An 18,519-nucleotide genomic window follows, 5' to 3' on the forward strand; every position below is an offset into this window, starting at 1 on the left:
GCGGCGGTCAGCGCGCGCGGCCGGGCGCGCGCGGGCGGCGGGCGTAGGCCCGGGCCGAGCGGCTCGACAGGGCGAGCATGACCAGGATGTCGAGCGCGAGCGTCACGAACGTGGTCTGCAGCGTGATCTCCTGGTCGCCGACCCACCAGGTCACGAACGACGAGCTGATGCTGATGGTCGAGATCACCATGACCACGATGCGCGGCCAGTTGAGGCCGAGCCACGTCAGCACGCCGAGCACGAGGTCGATGAGCAGCACGACGCCGATCAGGATGACGGTGAACGTGTAGACGGCCTGCGATGTCGCCGCGAACGCGTCGCCGGTGATCGGGTCGCCGACCTCGTCGACCGCCTCGGTGAAGACCTGGTCCCACTGGAGGGAGAGCGCGCCCAGCCAGACGGCACCCGCCAGCACCCGCAGCAGCACGAGTGCCGCGCCGACGGTGGTCGAGATGGGCCGGCGCATGACGGGCGGACCCGCGACTGGCGCGACGAGCGCGGCCGGCGGCTCGAACGCCGGGCGCTTCTCGACGGCGGTCATGCGTCACCGCCTGCTGCGAGCGCGGATGCCCCGGCCGCGGCATCCGGAACCGACGCGTCCGTCGCGGCATCCCGAACCGACACCGCCGCCGCGGCATCCGCCACCGGGACACCGCGCACGTCGATCACTGGCAGGTCGCCGTCGGTGATGATCGAGTCGCCGCCGCCGTTGCGGGAGTGGTAGCCGGTCGCGAAGTCGCGCAGCACCTCGACGCGCACGGCGGGGTGCGCGTCGCGCACCGTGGTGACGATGTGGTCGCGTTCGACGTCGGTGTCGGCGTCGATCTTGTGCGTGACCTGCAGGGTAAAGAGCGAGAAGCCGACGGCGCGGTCGAACGTGCCCGCGGCGAGCCAATCGACGCGGGATCCACCGGGAAGCAGCCAGCCGTCGGGGCAGCGCCAGAAGCGCACGTGGTGCCGCTTCGCCGGGTTGCCGGCCACCTCCTGCTGGTACGCGGAGTCCTGCTGCCGCCCGAACAGGAAGAGCGGGCTCACCGGCGCCTCGTCGTAGCTGCGCCGGGTCACGGTGGACGTGACGATGCGCCAGCTGGAGCCGAGGGTCACCTCGTCGGCGCGGGTCCACCCGGCGGCGAGCATCGCGGCGTGCAGCTGTGCCTCGTCGCCGAGCACCGCGAGGTTCACGGGGTCGCCGAGGAGTCCGTCGCTCGTGCGGGCGCGACCGATGAAGTAGTCGGGCACGTAGATGGTGGTGAGGATGCGGTGCAGCCGTGGCAGCACGAGGTAGGCGAGCAGCGCCCAGAACAGCACGAAGCCGAGGATGCCCCACCAGCCGAACGAGAACGACTCGGTGAACAGCAGGTAGGCGAGCCAGATGGCCGCGAGCCCGGCGAAGACGAAGAAGAAGCCGTCGAGCAGCGCGCTGAACGAGAACCCGCGCCGTGGCGCCTCGCCTGCCGCACCGGATGCCTCGGCGCCCACCCCGCCCATGACTGCATGCTAGTCCGCGGGACCACGCCGACGGCCGCTCGTGCCGCCGCCCCGCCGTGATTAGGCTGCCCGCATGGCCTACGACGTCGCGCGCATCCGTTCGCTGTTCCCCTCGCTCGAGAGCGGTTGGGCGCACTTCGATGGTCCGGGCGGCACGCAGACGCCCCGCGCGGTGGGCGACGCCGTGGCATCCGTGCTCACCGGTCCGCTCTCGAACCGGGGCACCATCGGCGAGTCGGAGGAGCGCGCCGAGGCCGCGGTGCACCGGTTCCGGCTGGCGATGGCCGACCTGCTCGACGCGCACCCCCGCGGCATCGTGCACGGCCGCAGCGCGACGCAGCTGACCTACGACTTCTCGCGGCATCTCTCACGCGAGTGGGGTCCCGGCGATGAGGTGGTGGTCACCCGCCTCGACCACGACGCGAACGTGCGGCCGTGGGTGCAGGCGGCCGAGCACGCGGGCGCGACGGTGCGCTGGGTCGACTTCGACCCCGACACCGCAGAGCTCTCGACGGATGCCGCGGCCGCGACGCTCTCGGATCGCACCCGCGTCGTCGCGGTGACGGGCGCGTCGAACCTGCTGGGCACGAAGCCCGACGTCGCCGGGATCGCCGCCGCGGCGCACGACGCCGGCGCGCTCGTGTTCGTCGACGGCGTGCACCTCACCGCGCACGAGCTGCCGGCGGTCGGTGCACTGGGCGCCGACTTCTACGTGTGCTCGCCCTACAAGTTCCTCGGCCCGCATTGCGGCGTGCTCGCGGCCCGGCCTGAACTGCTCGAGCGGATCCTGCCCGACAAGCTGCTGCCGGCGACCAACGTGGTGCCCGAGCGGTTCGAGTTCGGCACGCTCCCCTACGAGCTGCTGGCGGGGGTCACGGCCGCCGTCGACGTGCTGGCGGGGCTCGACCCCGACGCGGCCGAGGCGGCGGAGTCGCGCCGGGAGCGCCTCACCGCGTCGTATGCCGCGCTGCACGAGCACGAGGCGCGCCTGCTCGCCCGGCTCGAGGAGGGGCTGGCCGCCCTGCCGGGTGCGTCGATCCGGTCACGTGCGGCGCGGCGCACGCCCACCCTGCTCGCCACGTTCGAGGGCCGCGCGGCGGCCGACCTGACCCGGTCGCTCGCCGAGGGGAAGGTGCTCGCGCCGTCGGGCAACTTCTATGCGCTGGAGGCGTCGCGGCACCTCGGCCTCGGCGATGCGGGCGGCCTGAGGATGGGCCTCGCGCCCTACACCGACGACGCCGACGTGGACCGGTTGCTCGAGGGGCTCGCCTGGGCGCTGCGCTGACGGCCTGCGCCGAGTCGCTGCGCTGACCGGGCGGGTGTCGCGCCGCCGCCCCGGTCCGTAGGCTGAGCGGATGACCCTCGCCGAGACCGCTGCCGAACTCCGCCGCCTGCACACCGACCCCGAACTGCTGCAGGTGGTGAACGTGTGGGACGTCGTGAGCGCCAAGGCCGTGGCCGCGCTGCACGCCACCCGCGCGATCGCGACGGCCAGCCACTCCATCGCCGCCACGTTCGGCTACCCCGACGGCGAGCAGATCCCCGTCGACCTCATGCTCGACATGGTGGGGCGCATCGCGGCCGCCGTCGACGTTCCCGTCACCGCCGACCTCGAGGCCGGCTACGGCGACCCGGGCGAGACGATCCGGCGCGCAATCGGCCTGGGCGTGGCGGGGGCGAACCTCGAGGACCAGCTGAAGCCCCTCGCCGAGTCGGTCGCCGCCGTCGAAGCAGCCGTGGCCGCCGGCGAGGCCGAGGGCGTGCCGTTCGTGCTCAATGCGCGCACGGACGCGTTCCTCCGCGGTCGCGACCGCGAGCGCGACGCGAACGTCGCCGACGCGATCGAGCGCGGGCGCGCCTACCTCGAGGCCGGCGCCACCTGCGTCTTCGTGCCCGGCAACTTCGGCGAGGACGTCGTCGTCGAGCTCGTCGCCGGGCTCGGCGAGCAGCGGGTCAGCCTCATCGGGCTCCCCGACGTGCCCACGCCCACGCGCCTCCAGGAGCTCGGCGTCGCGCGCCTCTCCTACGGCCCGTACAGCCAGCGCGTCGTGCTCGCCGAGCTGCAGGACCTGGCGAGCTACCTCTACGACGGCGGCGTGCTGCCCGCCGGCATCCGACCGCTCAACTAGCGCCCACTCCGCGAATCCCCCGCCCGACGGATGCCCCGCGCACCGGTCCGTCGCTAGGGTGGCCCTGTGGCGGTTCCCACCGCCCGGGGCCGTGCGGGGGTTCGGCCCACCGCGGCTGCTGACGCCCCCGCACGTGAGGAGAGCGCATGACGAGCGGCATCCCCATCGAGATCTCGGGGCTCAGCAAGCAGTTCGGCCACGTGACCGCGGTCGACGACCTCAGCTTCACGGTGGAGCCCGGCCGCGTCACGGGGTTCCTCGGCCCCAATGGCGCGGGCAAGACGACGACCCTGCGGGTGCTCCTCGGGCTCGTGCGCGCCACGGCCGGCACTGCGACCTTCGGCGGCACCGCGTACCGCGACCTCCCGCGTCCCCTCGCCACCGTGGGCGCCGCGCTCGACGCGAACTTCCACCCGGGCCGCACGGCCCGCAACCACCTGCGCGTGTACGCCACCGCGGCGGGCATCCCGGGCGACCGCGTGCCGGTGGTGCTCGAACAGGTCGGCCTCGACGAGTTCGCCGACCGGCGCGTCGGCGGCTACTCGCTCGGCATGCGCCAGCGGCTCTCGCTCGCCTACACGCTGCTCGGCGACCCCGGCGTGTTCGTGCTCGACGAGCCCATCAACGGGCTCGACCCCGAGGGCATCAAATGGATCCGAGGGTTCCTGCAGGGGCTCGCGCGCGAAGGACGCACGGTGCTCGTGAGCTCCCACCTCCTCAGCGAGGTGCAGCAGAGCGTCGACGACGTGGTGATCATCTCGCGCGGCCGGCTCGTGAAGACCGGCACGCTGTCGAGCCTGGAGCTCGATGCCGCACCGCGCACGATCGTCGACTCCCCCGACCGGCCGAGCCTCGCCGCGGCGCTCGAGCAGGCCGGACTGGCGTTCACCGAGGGCCGCAGCGGCTTCATCGTCGACGAGCCCGATCCCGGCCTCGTCGGACACGCGGCCTTCGTCGGCGGTGTCGAGCTCAGCGCCCTGCATCGACTGAAATCCGGACTCGAGGAGTCGTTCCTCACGCTCGTCGGCGAGGAGGTGCACTGATGCGCGCGATCGGCTCGGAGTTCCAGAAGGTCTTCACGACGCGCATGTGGTGGCTGCTCGCCATCCTGCTCGTCGCCTACGTCGCGTTCCTCGCCGGCGGGCTCGGCGCGTTCTTCGGCTGGGCGATCGAGAATCCGGATGTCGCGTCGCGGGCCGGCGGCAGCACGCAGCTGCCGCCCGGGGCCCAGCTCGCTCCGCTGCTCTACAGCTTCGCCTCGTCGGTGGGCTACGTGTTCCCCGTGCTGCTCGGCGCGCTCGCGGTCACCGGGGAGTTCCGGCACAAGACGCTGACGCCCACGTTCCTCGCCCAGCCGAACCGCTCCACCGTGCTGGGCGCGAAGTTCGCGTCGGAGCTCGTGCTGGGCGCCGGATTCGGCGTGATCGCGTTCGCCACGTCGGTCGCCGCAGGCGCCGGAGCGCTCGCCCTGTTCGGCCTCGACAGCGGCCTGGGCGACAGCGACACGTGGGCGCTCGTCGGCCGGGGCATCCTCGCGATGGCGCTCTGGGCGACCATCGGCGTCGGGCTCGGCTCGCTCGTGCCGAACCAGGTCGCGGCCATCGTCATCGTGATCGCGTTCACCCAGTTCGTCGAGCCGATCCTGCGCCTGGCGGCGTCGCTCAACGACGTCACGGCGTCGATCGGGCAGTTCCTGCCTGGGGCGGCGAGCGACGCGCTCGTCGGCGCCTCGTTCTACAGCATGGCGTCGGCGGGTGGAACGCAGACGCTGGACTGGTGGCAGGGCGGGCTCGTGCTGCTCGCGATCGGCGTGCTGGCGACGGTCATCGGCGGCGCCACCACCTGGCGACGGGACGTGCAGTAGCGGTGGACCTGGCCGGCCTGCGGGAACTGCGCCTGCGCGTGCAGGGACTGCGCGCGCCGTTCGACGCGTCGGCTCCCGAGGTGGTGCGGCGGTTCGCGGCGGTGCAGGCGCAGGAGTTCGTGCCGGCGCAGTGGGGGCTCGCCGCGCGGGTGCCCGTCGAGCGGCGACCGGATGCCGAATCCGTCGCCGCCGCGCTCGACGCGGGCGAGATCCTCCGCACGCACGTGCTGCGACCGACGTGGCACTTCCTCCACCCCGACGACGCCCGCTGGATCATGGAGCTCTCGGCCGAACGGGTGCACCGCGCCAACGGCACGCACTACCGTCGCACCGGGATCGAGGGCGACGTCGCGGCCCGTGCCCTGGACCTCGTCGCCGCGTCACTGGCGGGCGGGCATCGCACCCGCGCCGAGCTCGCCGCGGCACTCGACGCCGGCGGGATCGAGAGCACGGGCCTCAGCTTCGTCTACGTCATGATGACGGCCGAGCTGGAACGCGTCGCGATCAGCGGGGCGAACGCCGGCAAGCAGCGCACGTACGCCGCCTTCGACGAACGGGTGCCGGCCTCGCCCCCGCGACCGCGCGACGAGGCGCTCGCCGACCTGGCGGCGCGCTTCATCGCCTCGCGGGGCCCGGTCACCGACCGCGACTTCGCGACCTGGTCGGGCTTCACGCTCGGTGACACCCGGCAGGCGTTCGCGGATGCCGCGGACCGGGCCGGCTCCGGCCGCCTCGAGTGGATCGACGTCGAGGGCACGCGGCACGTCGTCGACGCGGCATCCGTCAGCGCAGCATCCGTCAGCGCAGCATCCGTCAACGCAGCATCTGTCGACGGCGCATCGCCGACGACCGCCGACGGACCCGTGGCCGACCTGCTGCAGGCGTACGACGAGTACATCATGGGCTACGCCGCACCCCGCACCTACCTGCTCCCCGCCGACCGCGACGCGGTGCACGCGGAGTTCCCCCTGCACGCGCTCATGGTCGACGGCGTCATGGCCGGACGATGGGCGCCGGTCGTGCAGGCGAAGCGCGCGACCGCCAGGGTCGTGCCGTGGCGCGCGTTCTCGGCTCCCGAGGAACGCGCGCTCGCGGCATCCGTCGCCGACCTGGAATGCTTCCTCGGCGTGCCGGTCACGATGTCCGTCGAGCCGCAGCCGGCCGCCGCGCCCTGACCGCCCCCGGCGCGCCCGACCGATACGATCGCGCCATGGCCGTCATCGCGAGCATCTTCGTCGCCCTCGCCGCGCTCCTGCACGGCTACATCTTCCTCATGGAGAGCGTGTGGTGGACCCGCCCGTCGACGTGGAAGCGGTTCGGTGTCGCCGACCAGGCGTCGGCCGACACCACCCGGCCGATGGCCTACAACCAGGGCTTCTACAACCTGTTCCTCGGGATCGGGGCGGCACTCGGGCTGGTGATGTACTGGGCGGGCGCCGTGGACGTCGGCAAGGCGCTCGTGCTGTTCACCACCGCCTGCATGGTGCTCGCGGCCCTCGTGCTGACGACGACCGGCCGCGGCTACCTGCGACCCGCGCTGATCCAGGGCACCCTGCCGCTCATCGGGTTCGTGCTCTTCGCCCTGTCCTGAGCCGCCGGGGGCGGGCTCTCCGCCCACCCTCCCCCGAATGGGGTCCTATGCGCTGTTCGCGGGCAGGCGTAGCTTTCAGAGCACTCCCGCCGATCGCGACTTCAGGGTCGCTCGGCTCGGCGGGCGCGAGTGAATCGCACGTGTCAGCGTGCGAGAGGCGCGACGCTCCGGCGTCGCGACTGGGCCACTGACGAGCCGGCATCGATCGGCCCCGTTCCGCGTTGAACGCTCGCCCTCCCCTGGGCTGTCCCGAGGCTCCCTCATGGTCGCGTCCTCCGAACGCCGTACGACCGCGATGCCGGAAGCGCCGCTGCTGCGCACGCTCCGCCGCCTCGTCGTCGCGCTCCGGGCCGCAGCCCCGTAGACGACCACGGCCGGCGCGTCCCTGCCTCTTGCCCCCAAGACGCGCCGGCCGTGTGTCACCAAGCGCCATCTCGGGCGACCGGGTTCACGCGGCGGGCCACGCCCCCGTCACGTCGATCGCGCGCTCACGCACGAACGGGTCGCCCTCCGGCCTGAGGCCGAACGCCTCGCGCATCGCACGGGTCACCCGCACGACCTGCCTGGCCGTCATGTGCGGGAAGATCGGCAGGCTGAGGAGCTCGTCCGCCGCGGCATCCGCCACCGGGCAGTCGGTCCGGCGGATCCGCTGGTCGGCCAGGGCACGAGAACGGTGCAGCGGGACCGGATAGTGGATGCCGGTGGCGACACCGGCGGCGGCGAGTTGCGCGGCCACGTGCTCGCGGTTCGCGACCCTGACCACGTAGTGGTGCCAGACGTGCTCGTTGCCCTTCGCGACCTGCGGGAGGACCACCTCGTCGATGTCGTGGAGGAGCGCCGAATAGACCGACGCCACGGCGCGTCGCCGGGCGTTCCAGTCCTCCAGGCGCTTGAGCTTCGCCGAGAGCACGATGGCCTGCACCGCGTCGAGCCGGGAGGTGAAGCCCAGCAGCTCATGCTCGTCGCCGCCCTCGCTGCCATGCGAGCCGATCATGCGCACTGCCCGCGCGAGCGAGGGGTCGTCGGTCGTGACCGCGCCGCCGTCGCCCGCGGCGCCGAGGTTGGTGCCGGGGGCGAAGCTGGTCGCCGCGATGCGCCCGAGGCTGCCCGACACCTCGCCGTGCCGCCTCGCGCCGTGCGACTGGGCGGCGTCCTCCACCAGCACCGCGCCGATGCGGCGCGCGATGGGCACCAGGTCTTCGACCGGCGCCGCCTGGCCATGGAGGTGCACGGCGACGATGACGCGCGTCGCCGTGCTCGACGCCGCCTCGACCGCGTCGGGATCGATGAGCAGCGAAGTCGCGTCGACGTCGACGAGGACCGGGATGCCGCCGGCGCGGATGACGGCCTCAGCCGTGGCGATGAACGTATTGGCGGGGAGGATGACCTCGACGCCCTGGCCGACGCCGACGGCGCGAAGGGCCGCCTCGAGGGCGTCAGTTCCGCTGCCCATGCCGACGCAGTGCCGGGCGCCGGTGTAGGCCGCGTACTCGCGCTCGAACGCATCGACCTCTGGTCCGCCGACGAACACTCCCGACGCCAGGGCGGCACGCAGCCTGGGCAGCACCTCGTCGTCCACCTCGTGCTGCTGCGCGGCGAGATCCGTGAACGGCACGGTCATCCGACCACCTCCTGCCCGTCGGTCATGAGATCCCCACGTGTCTCCAGAACGACCATCGAAGCCGATCCAGCTGGCGGCGGCAGGCCTCGATGCACCGCTGCGCCAGTCGCGGCGAACCTCCTGCGTACGCACGACGGAGGCCGCGCACGACGGCACGACCCCGACGTCGCCGCAGCGACGAGCGGCGCACCTCGCCGGCCACGCGATAGAGGTCGGATGCGACGTCCGCGTCACCGCCGCCGTCGAGCTCGCGTTGCGCCAGCAGCAATGCCTCCCGCGCGACCGCCCGTTCGGCCCGGCTGAGCAGGAGGTCGTACCCCGGGACCGCCTCGCGCGTGCCGGGCGCCCCGATCGTGCGGAACGCCGCCGCGCGCTCGCGAAGCTGCTCCGCCATCCCGTCGAATGCGCTGTCCTTCGTGTCGTCGGCGTGCACACGGTGCATCGCCTGCGGCGGTCCGTTCACCCGCGCGACGTCCCAGCGGGCCGCCATGCGGAGCGGGAACTCGAGCTCGTCGGAGTGGGGCAGGCGTGCGTCGTACGGCCCGACCTGACGCACCGCCTCCATGCGCGCGACGACCTCGGGCGAGAGGATGAAGCTCCGACCGCGCCAGCAGGCGAGCCGGATCCATTCGTGGCCGTGCCACACCGTCCAGGTGACCCGACGAGTGCCGGCGCCGACACCGGCGGCATCTGATCCGTCGTCGAGTTCGAGCGGCCTGCCGTACACCATCCCGACGGTGGGCTCAGCGAGCATGAGCCGTGCCGCTCGTCCGAGGGCTCCGGGGGCGACGAGGTCGTCGGCGGACACGACGGAGACGAACTCCGTCGTCACGACCGCGAGGCCGTCGTTGCACGACGCGATGCGGCCGGCGCGCCCGTCGTGCGCGATGACCTGCACGCGCTCGTCGACGGCCAGCCGTCGACCCGCGGCAAGCGAACCGTCCGGCGAGGCGTCGTCGACGATGACGACGCGCGGGTCGACGTCGTCCTGCGCGAGCACTGCGCCGACGGCGGCATCCAGGTACTGCCCCTGCCGGTAGCACGGGATCACCACGGTGACGGCGGGGCGCGCGTCAGTCGGAGCGGGGAACCGCACCCTCACGCCGACTCCTTGGTCGCGGTGCGACCCACCTGCTCGGTGCGACTGCGCTGCCGTGCCCCGCACGCGCGCCTGGTGGTGTCGTGACGGGGGAGGCGGACAACTGGGCTGATATCCGCTCCCCCGCCCCGACGTCTGGGCGGCCTGATGGCCGGATGGATGAGCCTGTCGCGTGTCCGTGGGATGGCGCACGCCGCGACCTGCCCGCCGCCCTGAGGGGCGGAGACGGGCAATCCGATGACGGTGGCCGCGGAAGGGCCGACGACGTCGAGAGCCAGGCAGGGTGGGACACGGGAAGACCCTTGGGGACGAGAGTCGTAATACGCCACGCCGGGACGCAAGGGGATGCGCATCGGCGTGCTATCGGGCTTGTTCGCAGACCAGGGGAGGTCTGGGTGAAAACGCGCGACGATCTCAGTTTCGAGATCGCCTCATGTTTCTCGGGTGAAGACAGTTCTACGCCTCGCGGTGAGCGCAGTCTTCCCCCCGTTCGGGGCATTGACCCGGAAACGGTCGAACCGCAACGCAGAACCGCCGTGCATCGGAGGCCTCGCGCACCGATTCGCCGTCGACGCACCTCGGCGTCGAAGCGCCCTACTCGGCGGGTTGCCCGTCGGCAGCCGACGGCGGCTCGTTGAGCTTCAGCCGGTCGATGAGCGTGGCCGAGTGGTTGGTGCTCAGGATGAGGCGGGTGAACTCGCCGTCGGCCAGCTCGAGCACCACGGCCTGTCGCTTGCCCTTCACGATGACGAAGTCGGTGCCGCCGTGGTACTTCCACACGCCGACCGCCACGACGAGCGGCACCTCGCTGCCCCGCTTGCGGATGCCACGGATCCACACCCACGGGTCGTCGGTGACGGTCGCCGAGCGGATGTCGTCGCGCTGCACCACGATGTCGTCGGCACGCAGCGCGAGCGCCTTCTCGGCCGGGGTGAGGTGAACCTCGATCCGATCGGGATGCACGCGAAGGTTGGCCATGGTTCCATCCTGCCCGAGGCCGGCGACAGCCGTCGCGTCGCCACCCCACAATGGAATAACGGTTTCGCCGCGTCAGGCGTGTCGCGCCATCCGTCCCGCCGGCGGCGGGCTCCAGCAGCGAGCAGCGACCTCAGGCCGGGCGAGCGGATGCCGCGGCGCGGGCGGCCGCGGGCAGCGCGTCGATGATGCGGCCGATGGCGTCGTCGTCGTGGGCGGCGGTCACGAACCATGCCTCGAACACCGAGGGCGGCAGCGAGACGCCCGCATCGAGCATCGCGTGGAAGAACGCCGGGTACCGCCACGTCTCCTGCCGCTGCACGCCGGCATAGTCGTGCACGCCGGATGCCACGTCCTCGCCGAACACGAAGCTGAACAGGTTGCCGGCCCGCTGGACCCCGTGCGCCACGCCCTCGGCGACCAGCGCGTCGGACACGGCTGCGCTGATCGTCTCGGCGGCGGCGTCGAGACGCGAGTACACCGCGGCGTCCGCTGCCCGGAGCGTGGCGACGCCGGCGGCGACCGCGACGGGGTTTCCCGAGAGGGTGCCAGCCTGGTACACCGGCCCGACGGGCGCGAGGTACTGCATCACGTCGGCGCGACCGCCGAGCGCGGCGACGGGCATGCCGCCGCCGATGACCTTGCCGAACGTGAGGAGGTCGGGCGTGTACTCGCCCTCGCCGCCTCGCTCGACGCCCCACCAGCCGGCCTCCGACACCCGGAAGCCGGTGAGCACCTCGTCGCTGATGACGAGCGAGCCGTTGGCGTGCGCGAGGTCCACGAGCGCGCGGTTGAAGCCGGGCAGCGGCGGCACGACGCCCATGTTCGCGGCGGCCGCCTCGACGATGACCGCGGCGATGCGATCGCCGTGCTCGGCGAACGCCGCGCGAACCGCGTCGAGGTCGTTGTAGGGCAGCACGAGGGTGAGCGCGGCGATGTCGGCGGGCACGCCGGCCGAGCCGGGCAGCGCGAAGGTCGCGAGCCCGGATCCGGCCTCGGCGAGCAGGCCGTCGGAGTGGCCGTGATAGTGGCCCGAGAACTTCACGAGCACGTCGCGTCCGGTGAATCCGCGGGCGAGGCGGATGGCGCTCATGGTCGCCTCGGTGCCGGTCGACACGAGGCGCAGCTGCTCGACCGGCGCGACCCGGGCCTCGACGAGCTCGGCGAGCTCGGTCTCGGCGGGCGTCGACGAGCCGAACGAGAGACCGCGGCTCGCGGCATCCGTCACCGCCTCGATCACCCGTGGATCGGCGTGCCCGAGGATCGCGGGACCCCAGCCGGCGACGAGGTCGACGTACTCGCGACCCTCGACGTCGGTGACGTACGCGCCGCGGGCGCTCACGAGGAACCGCGGCGTGCCGCCCACCGAGCGGAACGCGCGCACCGGCGAGTTCACGCCGCCGGGAATGGCGGCCTGCGCCCGGGCGAAGAGCTCGACGTTGGTCGTGTCGGCAATGGTCGTGTCGGCAGGTGCGTTCATGCGAGGTCTCCGTCACGGATCCAGTCGGCGAGCTCGAGAGCCCAGTACGTGAGCACGGCGTCGGCGCCGGCACGACGGATGGCGCGCACCGACTCGATGACGGCGCGCTTGCGGTCGATCCAGCCGTGCGCGGCGGCGGCCTCGATCATCGCGTACTCGCCCGACACCTGGTAGGCCCACACGGGCACCTCGGAGGCCGCGGCGACGTCGGCGAGCACGTCGAGGTAGCTGCCGGCGGGCTTGACCATGACGATGTCGGCGCCCTCGTCGATGTCGATCATCGCCTCACGGAGGCCCTCGCGCCGGTTGCCCGGGTCGAGCTGGTACGAGCGGCGGTCGCCCTCGAGGGTCGACTCGACTGCGTCGCGGAACGGCCCGTAGAACGCGCTCGCGTACTTCGCCGAGTAGGCGAGGATGGCCGCATCGGCGTGCCCGGCCTCGTCGAGCGCCTCGCGCACGGCGGCGACCTGGCCGTCCATCATGCCGCTCAGGCCCAGCAGCTGCGAGCCGGCGCGGGCCTGCTCGAGCGCCATCGCGGTGTAGCGCTCGAGCGTCGCGTCGTTGTCGACACGTCCGCGGTCGTCGAGCACGCCGCAGTGCCCGTGGTCGGTGAACTCGTCGAGGCAGAGGTCGGTCTGCACCACGAGACGGCCGGCGGATGCCTCGACGGCGACGCGCGTGGCCACGTTCAGGATCCCGTCGGGGTCGGTGGCCCCCGACCCGCGCGCGTCGCGCACCTCGGGCACGCCGAACAGCATCACGCCGCCGAGGCCCGCGGCCGCGGCATCCGACACCGCCTGCGGCAGGGACTCGAGCGAGTGCTGCACGACGCCCGGCATCGACGCGATCGGCAGCGGGGCGGTGATGCCCTCGCGCACGAACAGCGGCAGCACGAGGTCGGCGGGGTGCAGGCGCGTCTCGGAGACGAGGCGGCGCATGGCCGGGGCCTCTCGCAGACGACGTGGGCGGACGCGGGGAACGGGCGTGGAACTCACCCGTCCAGCCTACGTCGCGCCGGCTGGGCGCCCGCCGGGTCAGGCGTCAGGCGCCGCTCACCTCCCCACTGCGCGGGGGCGCACGATTCAGGCGATCGGGCGGGTTTCAGGCGCGCGCCGGCGATTCGCGCCTGAGCAGCCGCCGATCACCTGAATTGCGGATGCCGCCGCGCGGGCGCGCGTCTGCCGGGGTCCCGTCGGATGGGGCCGCCGGGTCAGGCGTCAGGCGTGGGCGGTGGCCGCCTCGACGACCGCGTCGATGAGCGACTCGGCGGTGCGCTCGCGCGCGACGACGTCGACGCGGAGGCCGATCTGCGCGGCATCCGTCTTGGTCTGCGGGCCGATGGCCGCGACGAGCGTGGTGTCGGGGATGGGACCGAGCTGCTCCTGCACCTGTTCCGCGACGCTGCCCGAGGTCACGAGCACGGCGTTGACCCGCCCCGATCGCACGTCGTCGGCGACCTTGGGCGCGACCGGCACGCCCACCGTGCGGTAGGCGACGACAGCCTCGACGTGGTGGCCCGCGCGGGCGAGGCCGATCGACAACACCTGCTTGGCGATCGCGGAACGCAGCGCGAGGACGCGCAGGCCCTTCTGCCCCTCGGTCGCGGCCTCCCACTCCTCGAGCAGGCCTCGCGCGGAGTTGTCCTCCGACGGGACGATGTCGGCGTGGTACCCGGCGGCGACGAGGGCGGCAGCGGTGGTCTCGCCGACCGCTGCGACCTTCGTCGTCTCGGGGATCACCGCGTTGTACGACGAGAGCACGTCGACCGTGGTCGCGCTCGTGACCGTGAGCCAGTCGAATCCGCCCGACGCGAGCTTGGCGAGGGCCGCCTCGAGGGCCGGCTGGTCGTCGGTGGGCGCGAAGTTGATCATCGGCGCGACGATGGGCGACGCGCCACGGGCCCGCAATGCGGCGGCCACGCCGTCGCCCCAGGGTCCGCCGCGGGGCACGAGCACGCGCCATCCGGCGAGCGGCTTGCCGTGGAAGGGCAGGCCGATCGCACCGGTCAACGATTCGAATTCGCTCACTGCGACTCCTCACGAGGTGCAAGATCGGCGGCACCGTTGCCGAGGAGTTCCGTGACGACGCGGTCGGCGACGTCACGAGCCGCATCCGCCAGGTCGGCAGCCGAGCGGCTCTCGGGGGTCGCGGCGTGCGAGCTCGTCAACCGCTGCGTCCCGTCGGCACTGTACACGCTCGCCGTGAGGAACAGAAGTTCGTCGTCGATGAAGGCCGTGACGCCGACCGGTGCCGCGCAGCCCGCCTCGAGTCCGGCGAGCACGAGTCGCTCGGCGAGCACCGTGGAGCGGGTGACGCCGTGGTCGACGGCCTCGAGCGCGCGCTCCAGCGCACGGTCGCCGCGCTCGCGACGCACCTCGATCGCGAGCGCGCCCTGCCCGGCGGCCGTGGGCCACTCGTCGAGCGGAAGCAGGTCGGTCGCGGCATCCGCTCGCCCGAGGCGGCCGAGGCCGGCGGCGGCCAGCAGCACCGCGTCGAGCTCGCCCGAGGCGACCTTGCCGAGCCGCGTGTCGACGTTGCCCCGGAGGTCGACGGCGATGACGTCGGGGCGGGCGGCGCGCAGCTGGGCGATGCGGCGGGGCGAGCCGGTGCCGACGCGGGCGCCCTCGGGGAGGGTCGCGAGCGTCAGGCCGTCACGGGCGCAGAGCGCGTCGCGGGCGTCGGCGCGCTTCGGCACGGCGCCCAGGCGCAGCCCCTCGTGCTCGGAGGTCGGCAGGTCCTTCAGCGAGTGCACGACGAGGTCGCACTCGCCGCGCAGGAGCGCCTCGCGCAGGGCGGCGGCGAAGACGCCGGTGCCGCCCAGGGATGCCAGCGAGGCGCGCGACGTGTCGCCCTCGGTCGTCACGGGCACGAGCTCGATCTCGGCCTTCGCGGCCTTGGCGAGGCGCTCGGCGATCTGCGTGGTCTGCGCCATGGCGAGCGCGCTCGCGCGGGTGCCGACGCGGATGACGCCGCCTGAGCCGGCCGCGCCGGCGCCGGAACGGGCAGTGGAGGCCGTCGACCCGCTCATGGCGCGATCCCCGCCAGTGCCGGGCGGAACCCGAGGCGCACGTTCTCGCAGCATCCCGGGCGGCACACGTCGTACCACGGGCCCAGCGACGTCACGGCGGGTCGCTCGGATGCGGGCGTGCCATTCACGCGCTCGAGCACGAGGTCGACCAGGCCGGCGACGTACGCGGGATGGGTGCCCGGCGTCGGCACGCGCACGGCGGCGAGGCCGTGCTCCTCGGCGGTCTCGAGCGCTTCGTTGTCGAGGTCCCACATCACTTCCATGTGGTCGCTGACGAAGCCGAGCGGCACGATGACGACGGCCTTGCGTCCGGCAGCGGGCAGTTCCCCGATCGCGTCGTTGACGTCGGGCTCGAGCCACGGCATCGAGGGCGGCCCCGAGCGCGACTGGTACACCAGCTGCCACGGCACGTCGGCCGCGCCGGCCTCCCGCATGACGACCTCGGCGACCGCGCGATGCTGGGCGGCGTACGCGCCACCCTCGCCGAACCCGCGCTCGGCCGGGCCCGACTTCGCGGCATCCGTCGAGGGGATGGAGTGGGTCGCGAACAGCACCTCGACCTGGGTGGTGCGGTCGAGCCCGGGCACGGATGCCTCGAGCTGGGCGATCCCGTCGCGCACGCCCTCGATGAACGGCTGCACGAAGCCCGGGTGGTCGAAGAACTGGCGCACCTTGTCGATCTGGATGGCGTGGTCGCCCTCGCCCAGGCCCGTGTCGGCGAGCGCGTCGGCGAAGTCCTCGCGGTACTGCCGGCAGCTCGAGTAGGAGCTGTAGGCGCTCGTCGCGATGGCGAGCAGCTTCGTGTGGCCGGCGGCCTTCGCCTCGTCGAGCGCGTCGTTGAGGTAGGGGTCCCAGTTGCGATTGCCCCACAGCACGGGCAGGTCGATGCCGCGGCTCGCGAGCTCGGCCTCGAGGGCGGCCTTCAGCCGGCGGTTCTGCTCGTTGATCGGGCTGACCCCGCCGAAGTGGCGGTAGTGGTGGGCGACCTCCTCGAGGCGCTCGTCGGGGATGCCGCGGCCGCTCGTCACGTTGCGGAGGAAGGGGATCACGTCGTCCTGGCCCTCGGGGCCGCCGAACCCGGCCAGCAGGATCGCGTCGTACGCGACCGGCTCCTCGACGTGCGCCGGGCCCTGCTGGGCCGCGGGCGTCGCGCCGGGGACGATGGCGCCGGCGGCGCAGGGGGCGGATGCCGCGGGCGCGGGCTTGTGTCCGCGATGCGCGGTGGCCGGGGCATCCGTCGCACCAGGAGCACCGGTCAGGCCCGGAGCGCCCGGGGCATCCGTCGCGCCCGACGAGCCGAGGTTCACGGCGGCCACTACTGCACCACCTCGACGAGCTCGGCGGTCGAGATGCGGCGGCCCGTGTAGAAGGGGACCTCTTCGCGCACGTGGCGTCGGGCGTCGGTGGCGCGCAGGTCGCGCATGAGGTCGACGAGGTCGGTGAGCTCGTCGGACTCGAGGGGCAGCAGCCACTCGTAGTCGCCGAGCGCGAACGACGAGACGGTGTTGGCGATGACCCCGCGGAAGGCGGCGCCCTTGCGGCCATGCTCGGCGAGCATGCGCCCGCGCTCCTCGGGAGCGAGCAGGTACCAGTCGTAGCTGCGCACGAAGGGGTAGACGGTGAGCCAGGCCTTGGGCTCGATACCGCGCAGGAACCCGGGCACGTGCGACTTGTTGAACTCGGCGTCGCGGTGCACGCCCATCGCGTTCCACGTCGGCAGCAGTGCGCGGAACAGTCGGGCCCGCCGCAGCTCGCGAAGCGCCCACTGCAGCCCCTCGGCGGTCGGGCCGTGCAGCCAGAGCATCACGTCGGCGTCGGCGCGCAGGCCCGACACGTCGTAGATCCCGCGCACGGTGACGGATTCGTCCTCGACGAGGCCGATCATGTCGTCGAGTTCGCGCACGAAACGGGGCACGTCGTGCCCGTCGAGGTCGTCGGGTCGCGCCGGGTCCTTTCGGAACACGGCGAACACCGTGTAGCCCTCGGGAGACTGCTCGGCGTCGGATTCAGTGTGGAGCGCGTCGGCTGCCGCTTCGGCAGCGGGGGAAGACATGCCTCCAGTCTCCCCCTTTCCGCGTCATCGGCCAAAAGCGTCATGGCGGTCGGGACCGCCGGGCCCGCTGACGTCGTCAGCGGACGAGGCGTGTGAAGCGGAACGAGGCGAAGCCGTCGATGGGCAGCTCCTCGATGCCCGAGAAGCCGGCCTTCCGCGCGTACTGCTCGAGCGTCGCCTGCCGCATCACGGTTCCCGTGCCGACCGAGCCCGGTGCGGAGAGGCTGTCGGGCAGGCACACGAAGATGCTGTAGCCGTACATCATCCGCTCCGCGCCGTCACCATCGGGCGCGAACGCGGGTGCGACCGCCTCATCCATGATCACGACCTCCCCGTCGGGCTTCACCGCCCGCCGGATCGCGGCCAGCACGTCGACGGGGAACGGCATGTCGTGCAGCGCCTCGAAGACGAACGCGGCATCGAACGCGGCGTCCTGGGCGAGCCCCTCCGCGGCGACGTGGTGGAAGCGCACGCGCTCCGCGACGCCGGCTTCCTCGGCGTGGCGCCGCGCTGCGACGACCGATGCCGCATCGACGTCGAAGCCCTCGATGCGAGCGCTCGGGTAGGCCCGGGCGAGGGCGATCGACGACCAGCCGTGTCCGCTGCCGACGTCGGCGACGCGCGCGCCGGGCCGGGAGAGCACCTCGTGCAGCGGCGCCACGCCCGCGAGCGCGTCACCGAGCCGCTGCAGGAACCACGGGCGATTGAGGTCGCCCTGGGCATCGCGCGCGTCCTCGCCCAGGTCGGCCCACGCCACGCCGCCTCCGGCGCGGTACGCCTCGAGCAGTGGTGCGAGCTGCGCGCCGATCGCCGCCGCGAACCGTCCGAGCGGCGCGACGTAGTCGAGCGAGTCGGGGTTCGTGAGCGCCTCGGCGTGTCGGGCCGGCAACGTGAAACGGCGAGCGGATGCCGCGGCGTCCACGTCTTCGACGGTGAGGATGCCGTATACCGCCTGCTGTTCGAGCCACTCCCGGGCGTAGCGTTCGTGGGTGCCGGTGCGCTCGGCGAGCGTCGGCGCATCGAGCGGACCCGCATCGGCGAGCGCGCGATACCAGCCGAGCCGGTCGCCCACGTAGATGCTCAGCAGCTCGAAGGTGGCGATGGTCGTGTCGACCACATGCTCTGCGAAGGCGGTCCCCGGGTCCTGCTGGTCATCCGTCGTCATCGTCGACTCCCTTCGTTGCGCGGCCC

General features: G+C 73.0%; 18 protein-coding genes. 6 read left to right on the forward strand and 12 right to left on the reverse strand.

Annotation, left to right across the window (positions count from 1 at the left end):
* Nucleotides 1-7: 7 nt before the first annotated feature.
* Nucleotides 8-541, reverse strand: a complete 534-nt coding sequence (locus AC1DZA_RS17360) for a hypothetical protein (RefSeq protein WP_476773697.1) — start codon at nucleotides 539-541, stop codon at nucleotides 8-10.
* The gene (locus AC1DZA_RS17365; RefSeq protein ID WP_476762658.1) at nucleotides 538-1,488 is read right to left on the reverse strand and encodes an LssY C-terminal domain-containing protein; all 951 of its coding nucleotides are present in this window, start codon (nucleotides 1,486-1,488) and stop codon (nucleotides 538-540) included. The genes AC1DZA_RS17360 and AC1DZA_RS17365 overlap by 4 nt, the downstream gene beginning before the upstream one ends.
* A gap of 73 nt (nucleotides 1,489-1,561) precedes the next feature.
* On the opposite strand from AC1DZA_RS17365, the gene AC1DZA_RS17370 reads away from it, so the two are divergent.
* From AC1DZA_RS17370 to AC1DZA_RS17395, 6 genes are all read left to right on the forward strand, one after another.
* Nucleotides 1,562-2,773, forward strand: a complete 1,212-nt coding sequence (locus AC1DZA_RS17370) for a cysteine desulfurase-like protein (protein WP_476773698.1) — start codon at nucleotides 1,562-1,564, stop codon at nucleotides 2,771-2,773.
* Between the two features lie 70 nt (nucleotides 2,774-2,843).
* The gene (locus AC1DZA_RS17375; RefSeq protein ID WP_476773699.1) at nucleotides 2,844-3,617 is read left to right on the forward strand and encodes an isocitrate lyase/PEP mutase family protein; all 774 of its coding nucleotides are present in this window, start codon (nucleotides 2,844-2,846) and stop codon (nucleotides 3,615-3,617) included.
* 146 nt (nucleotides 3,618-3,763) lie between these two features.
* Nucleotides 3,764-4,660, forward strand: a complete 897-nt coding sequence (locus AC1DZA_RS17380) for an ATP-binding cassette domain-containing protein (RefSeq protein WP_476773700.1) — start codon at nucleotides 3,764-3,766, stop codon at nucleotides 4,658-4,660.
* Complete coding sequence (locus AC1DZA_RS17385; RefSeq protein WP_476762662.1) at nucleotides 4,660-5,481, forward strand: ABC transporter permease; 822 nt, start codon at nucleotides 4,660-4,662, stop codon at nucleotides 5,479-5,481. The genes AC1DZA_RS17380 and AC1DZA_RS17385 overlap by 1 nt, the downstream gene beginning before the upstream one ends.
* Before the next feature lie 2 nt (nucleotides 5,482-5,483).
* The gene (locus tag AC1DZA_RS17390) at nucleotides 5,484-6,656 is read left to right on the forward strand and encodes a winged helix DNA-binding domain-containing protein (protein ID WP_476773701.1); all 1,173 of its coding nucleotides are present in this window, start codon (nucleotides 5,484-5,486) and stop codon (nucleotides 6,654-6,656) included.
* A 35-nt stretch (nucleotides 6,657-6,691) separates the two neighbouring features.
* Nucleotides 6,692-7,072 (forward strand): DUF1304 domain-containing protein, encoded by a 381-nt coding sequence (locus tag AC1DZA_RS17395; RefSeq protein ID WP_476762664.1) that lies wholly within the window; start codon nucleotides 6,692-6,694, stop codon nucleotides 7,070-7,072.
* Between the two features lie 448 nt (nucleotides 7,073-7,520).
* Here AC1DZA_RS17395 and AC1DZA_RS17400 read toward each other — a convergent pair whose 3' ends face one another.
* The 10 genes from AC1DZA_RS17400 to AC1DZA_RS17445 all read right to left on the reverse strand — a co-directional run bounded on the left by AC1DZA_RS17400 (nucleotide 7,521) and on the right by AC1DZA_RS17445 (nucleotide 18,493).
* Complete coding sequence (locus AC1DZA_RS17400) at nucleotides 7,521-8,693, reverse strand: DegT/DnrJ/EryC1/StrS family aminotransferase (protein WP_476773702.1); 1,173 nt, start codon at nucleotides 8,691-8,693, stop codon at nucleotides 7,521-7,523.
* A gap of 22 nt (nucleotides 8,694-8,715) precedes the next feature.
* Nucleotides 8,716-9,795, reverse strand: a complete 1,080-nt coding sequence (locus tag AC1DZA_RS17405) for a glycosyltransferase family 2 protein (protein ID WP_476773703.1) — start codon at nucleotides 9,793-9,795, stop codon at nucleotides 8,716-8,718.
* A 591-nt stretch (nucleotides 9,796-10,386) separates the two neighbouring features.
* Entirely contained in the window at nucleotides 10,387-10,770 is a 384-nt protein-coding gene (locus AC1DZA_RS17410; protein ID WP_476773704.1) for a hypothetical protein, read from the reverse strand.
* Between the two features lie 130 nt (nucleotides 10,771-10,900).
* Nucleotides 10,901-12,247 (reverse strand): glutamate-1-semialdehyde 2,1-aminomutase, encoded by a 1,347-nt coding sequence (gene hemL / locus AC1DZA_RS17415; protein ID WP_476773705.1) that lies wholly within the window; start codon nucleotides 12,245-12,247, stop codon nucleotides 10,901-10,903.
* Nucleotides 12,244-13,242 carry a porphobilinogen synthase gene (gene hemB / locus AC1DZA_RS17420; protein ID WP_476773706.1) on the reverse strand — a complete coding sequence of 333 codons (999 nt, stop codon included), beginning with the start codon at nucleotides 13,240-13,242 and terminating at the stop codon, nucleotides 12,244-12,246. The genes hemL and hemB overlap by 4 nt, the downstream gene beginning before the upstream one ends.
* Before the next feature lie 222 nt (nucleotides 13,243-13,464).
* A complete protein-coding gene (locus AC1DZA_RS17425) occupies nucleotides 13,465-14,274 on the reverse strand; it encodes a uroporphyrinogen-III synthase (protein WP_476773707.1) in 810 nt (269 codons plus the stop codon).
* The gene (gene hemC, locus AC1DZA_RS17430) at nucleotides 14,271-15,275 is read right to left on the reverse strand and encodes a hydroxymethylbilane synthase (RefSeq protein ID WP_476761169.1); all 1,005 of its coding nucleotides are present in this window, start codon (nucleotides 15,273-15,275) and stop codon (nucleotides 14,271-14,273) included. The genes AC1DZA_RS17425 and hemC overlap by 4 nt, the downstream gene beginning before the upstream one ends.
* Nucleotides 15,272-16,438, reverse strand: coding sequence for a ferrochelatase (locus AC1DZA_RS17435; protein WP_476773736.1), 1,167 nt, complete (start codon nucleotides 16,436-16,438; stop codon nucleotides 15,272-15,274). The genes hemC and AC1DZA_RS17435 overlap by 4 nt, the downstream gene beginning before the upstream one ends.
* 152 nt (nucleotides 16,439-16,590) lie before the next feature.
* The gene (gene hemQ, locus AC1DZA_RS17440) at nucleotides 16,591-17,328 is read right to left on the reverse strand and encodes a hydrogen peroxide-dependent heme synthase (protein WP_309975359.1); all 738 of its coding nucleotides are present in this window, start codon (nucleotides 17,326-17,328) and stop codon (nucleotides 16,591-16,593) included.
* Between the two features lie 76 nt (nucleotides 17,329-17,404).
* Nucleotides 17,405-18,493, reverse strand: a complete 1,089-nt coding sequence (locus tag AC1DZA_RS17445) for a class I SAM-dependent methyltransferase (protein ID WP_476773708.1) — start codon at nucleotides 18,491-18,493, stop codon at nucleotides 17,405-17,407.
* Nucleotides 18,494-18,519 lie beyond the last annotated feature (26 nt).

The sequence above is a fragment of the Agromyces sp. P2_B3 genome, from assembly GCF_056404815.1.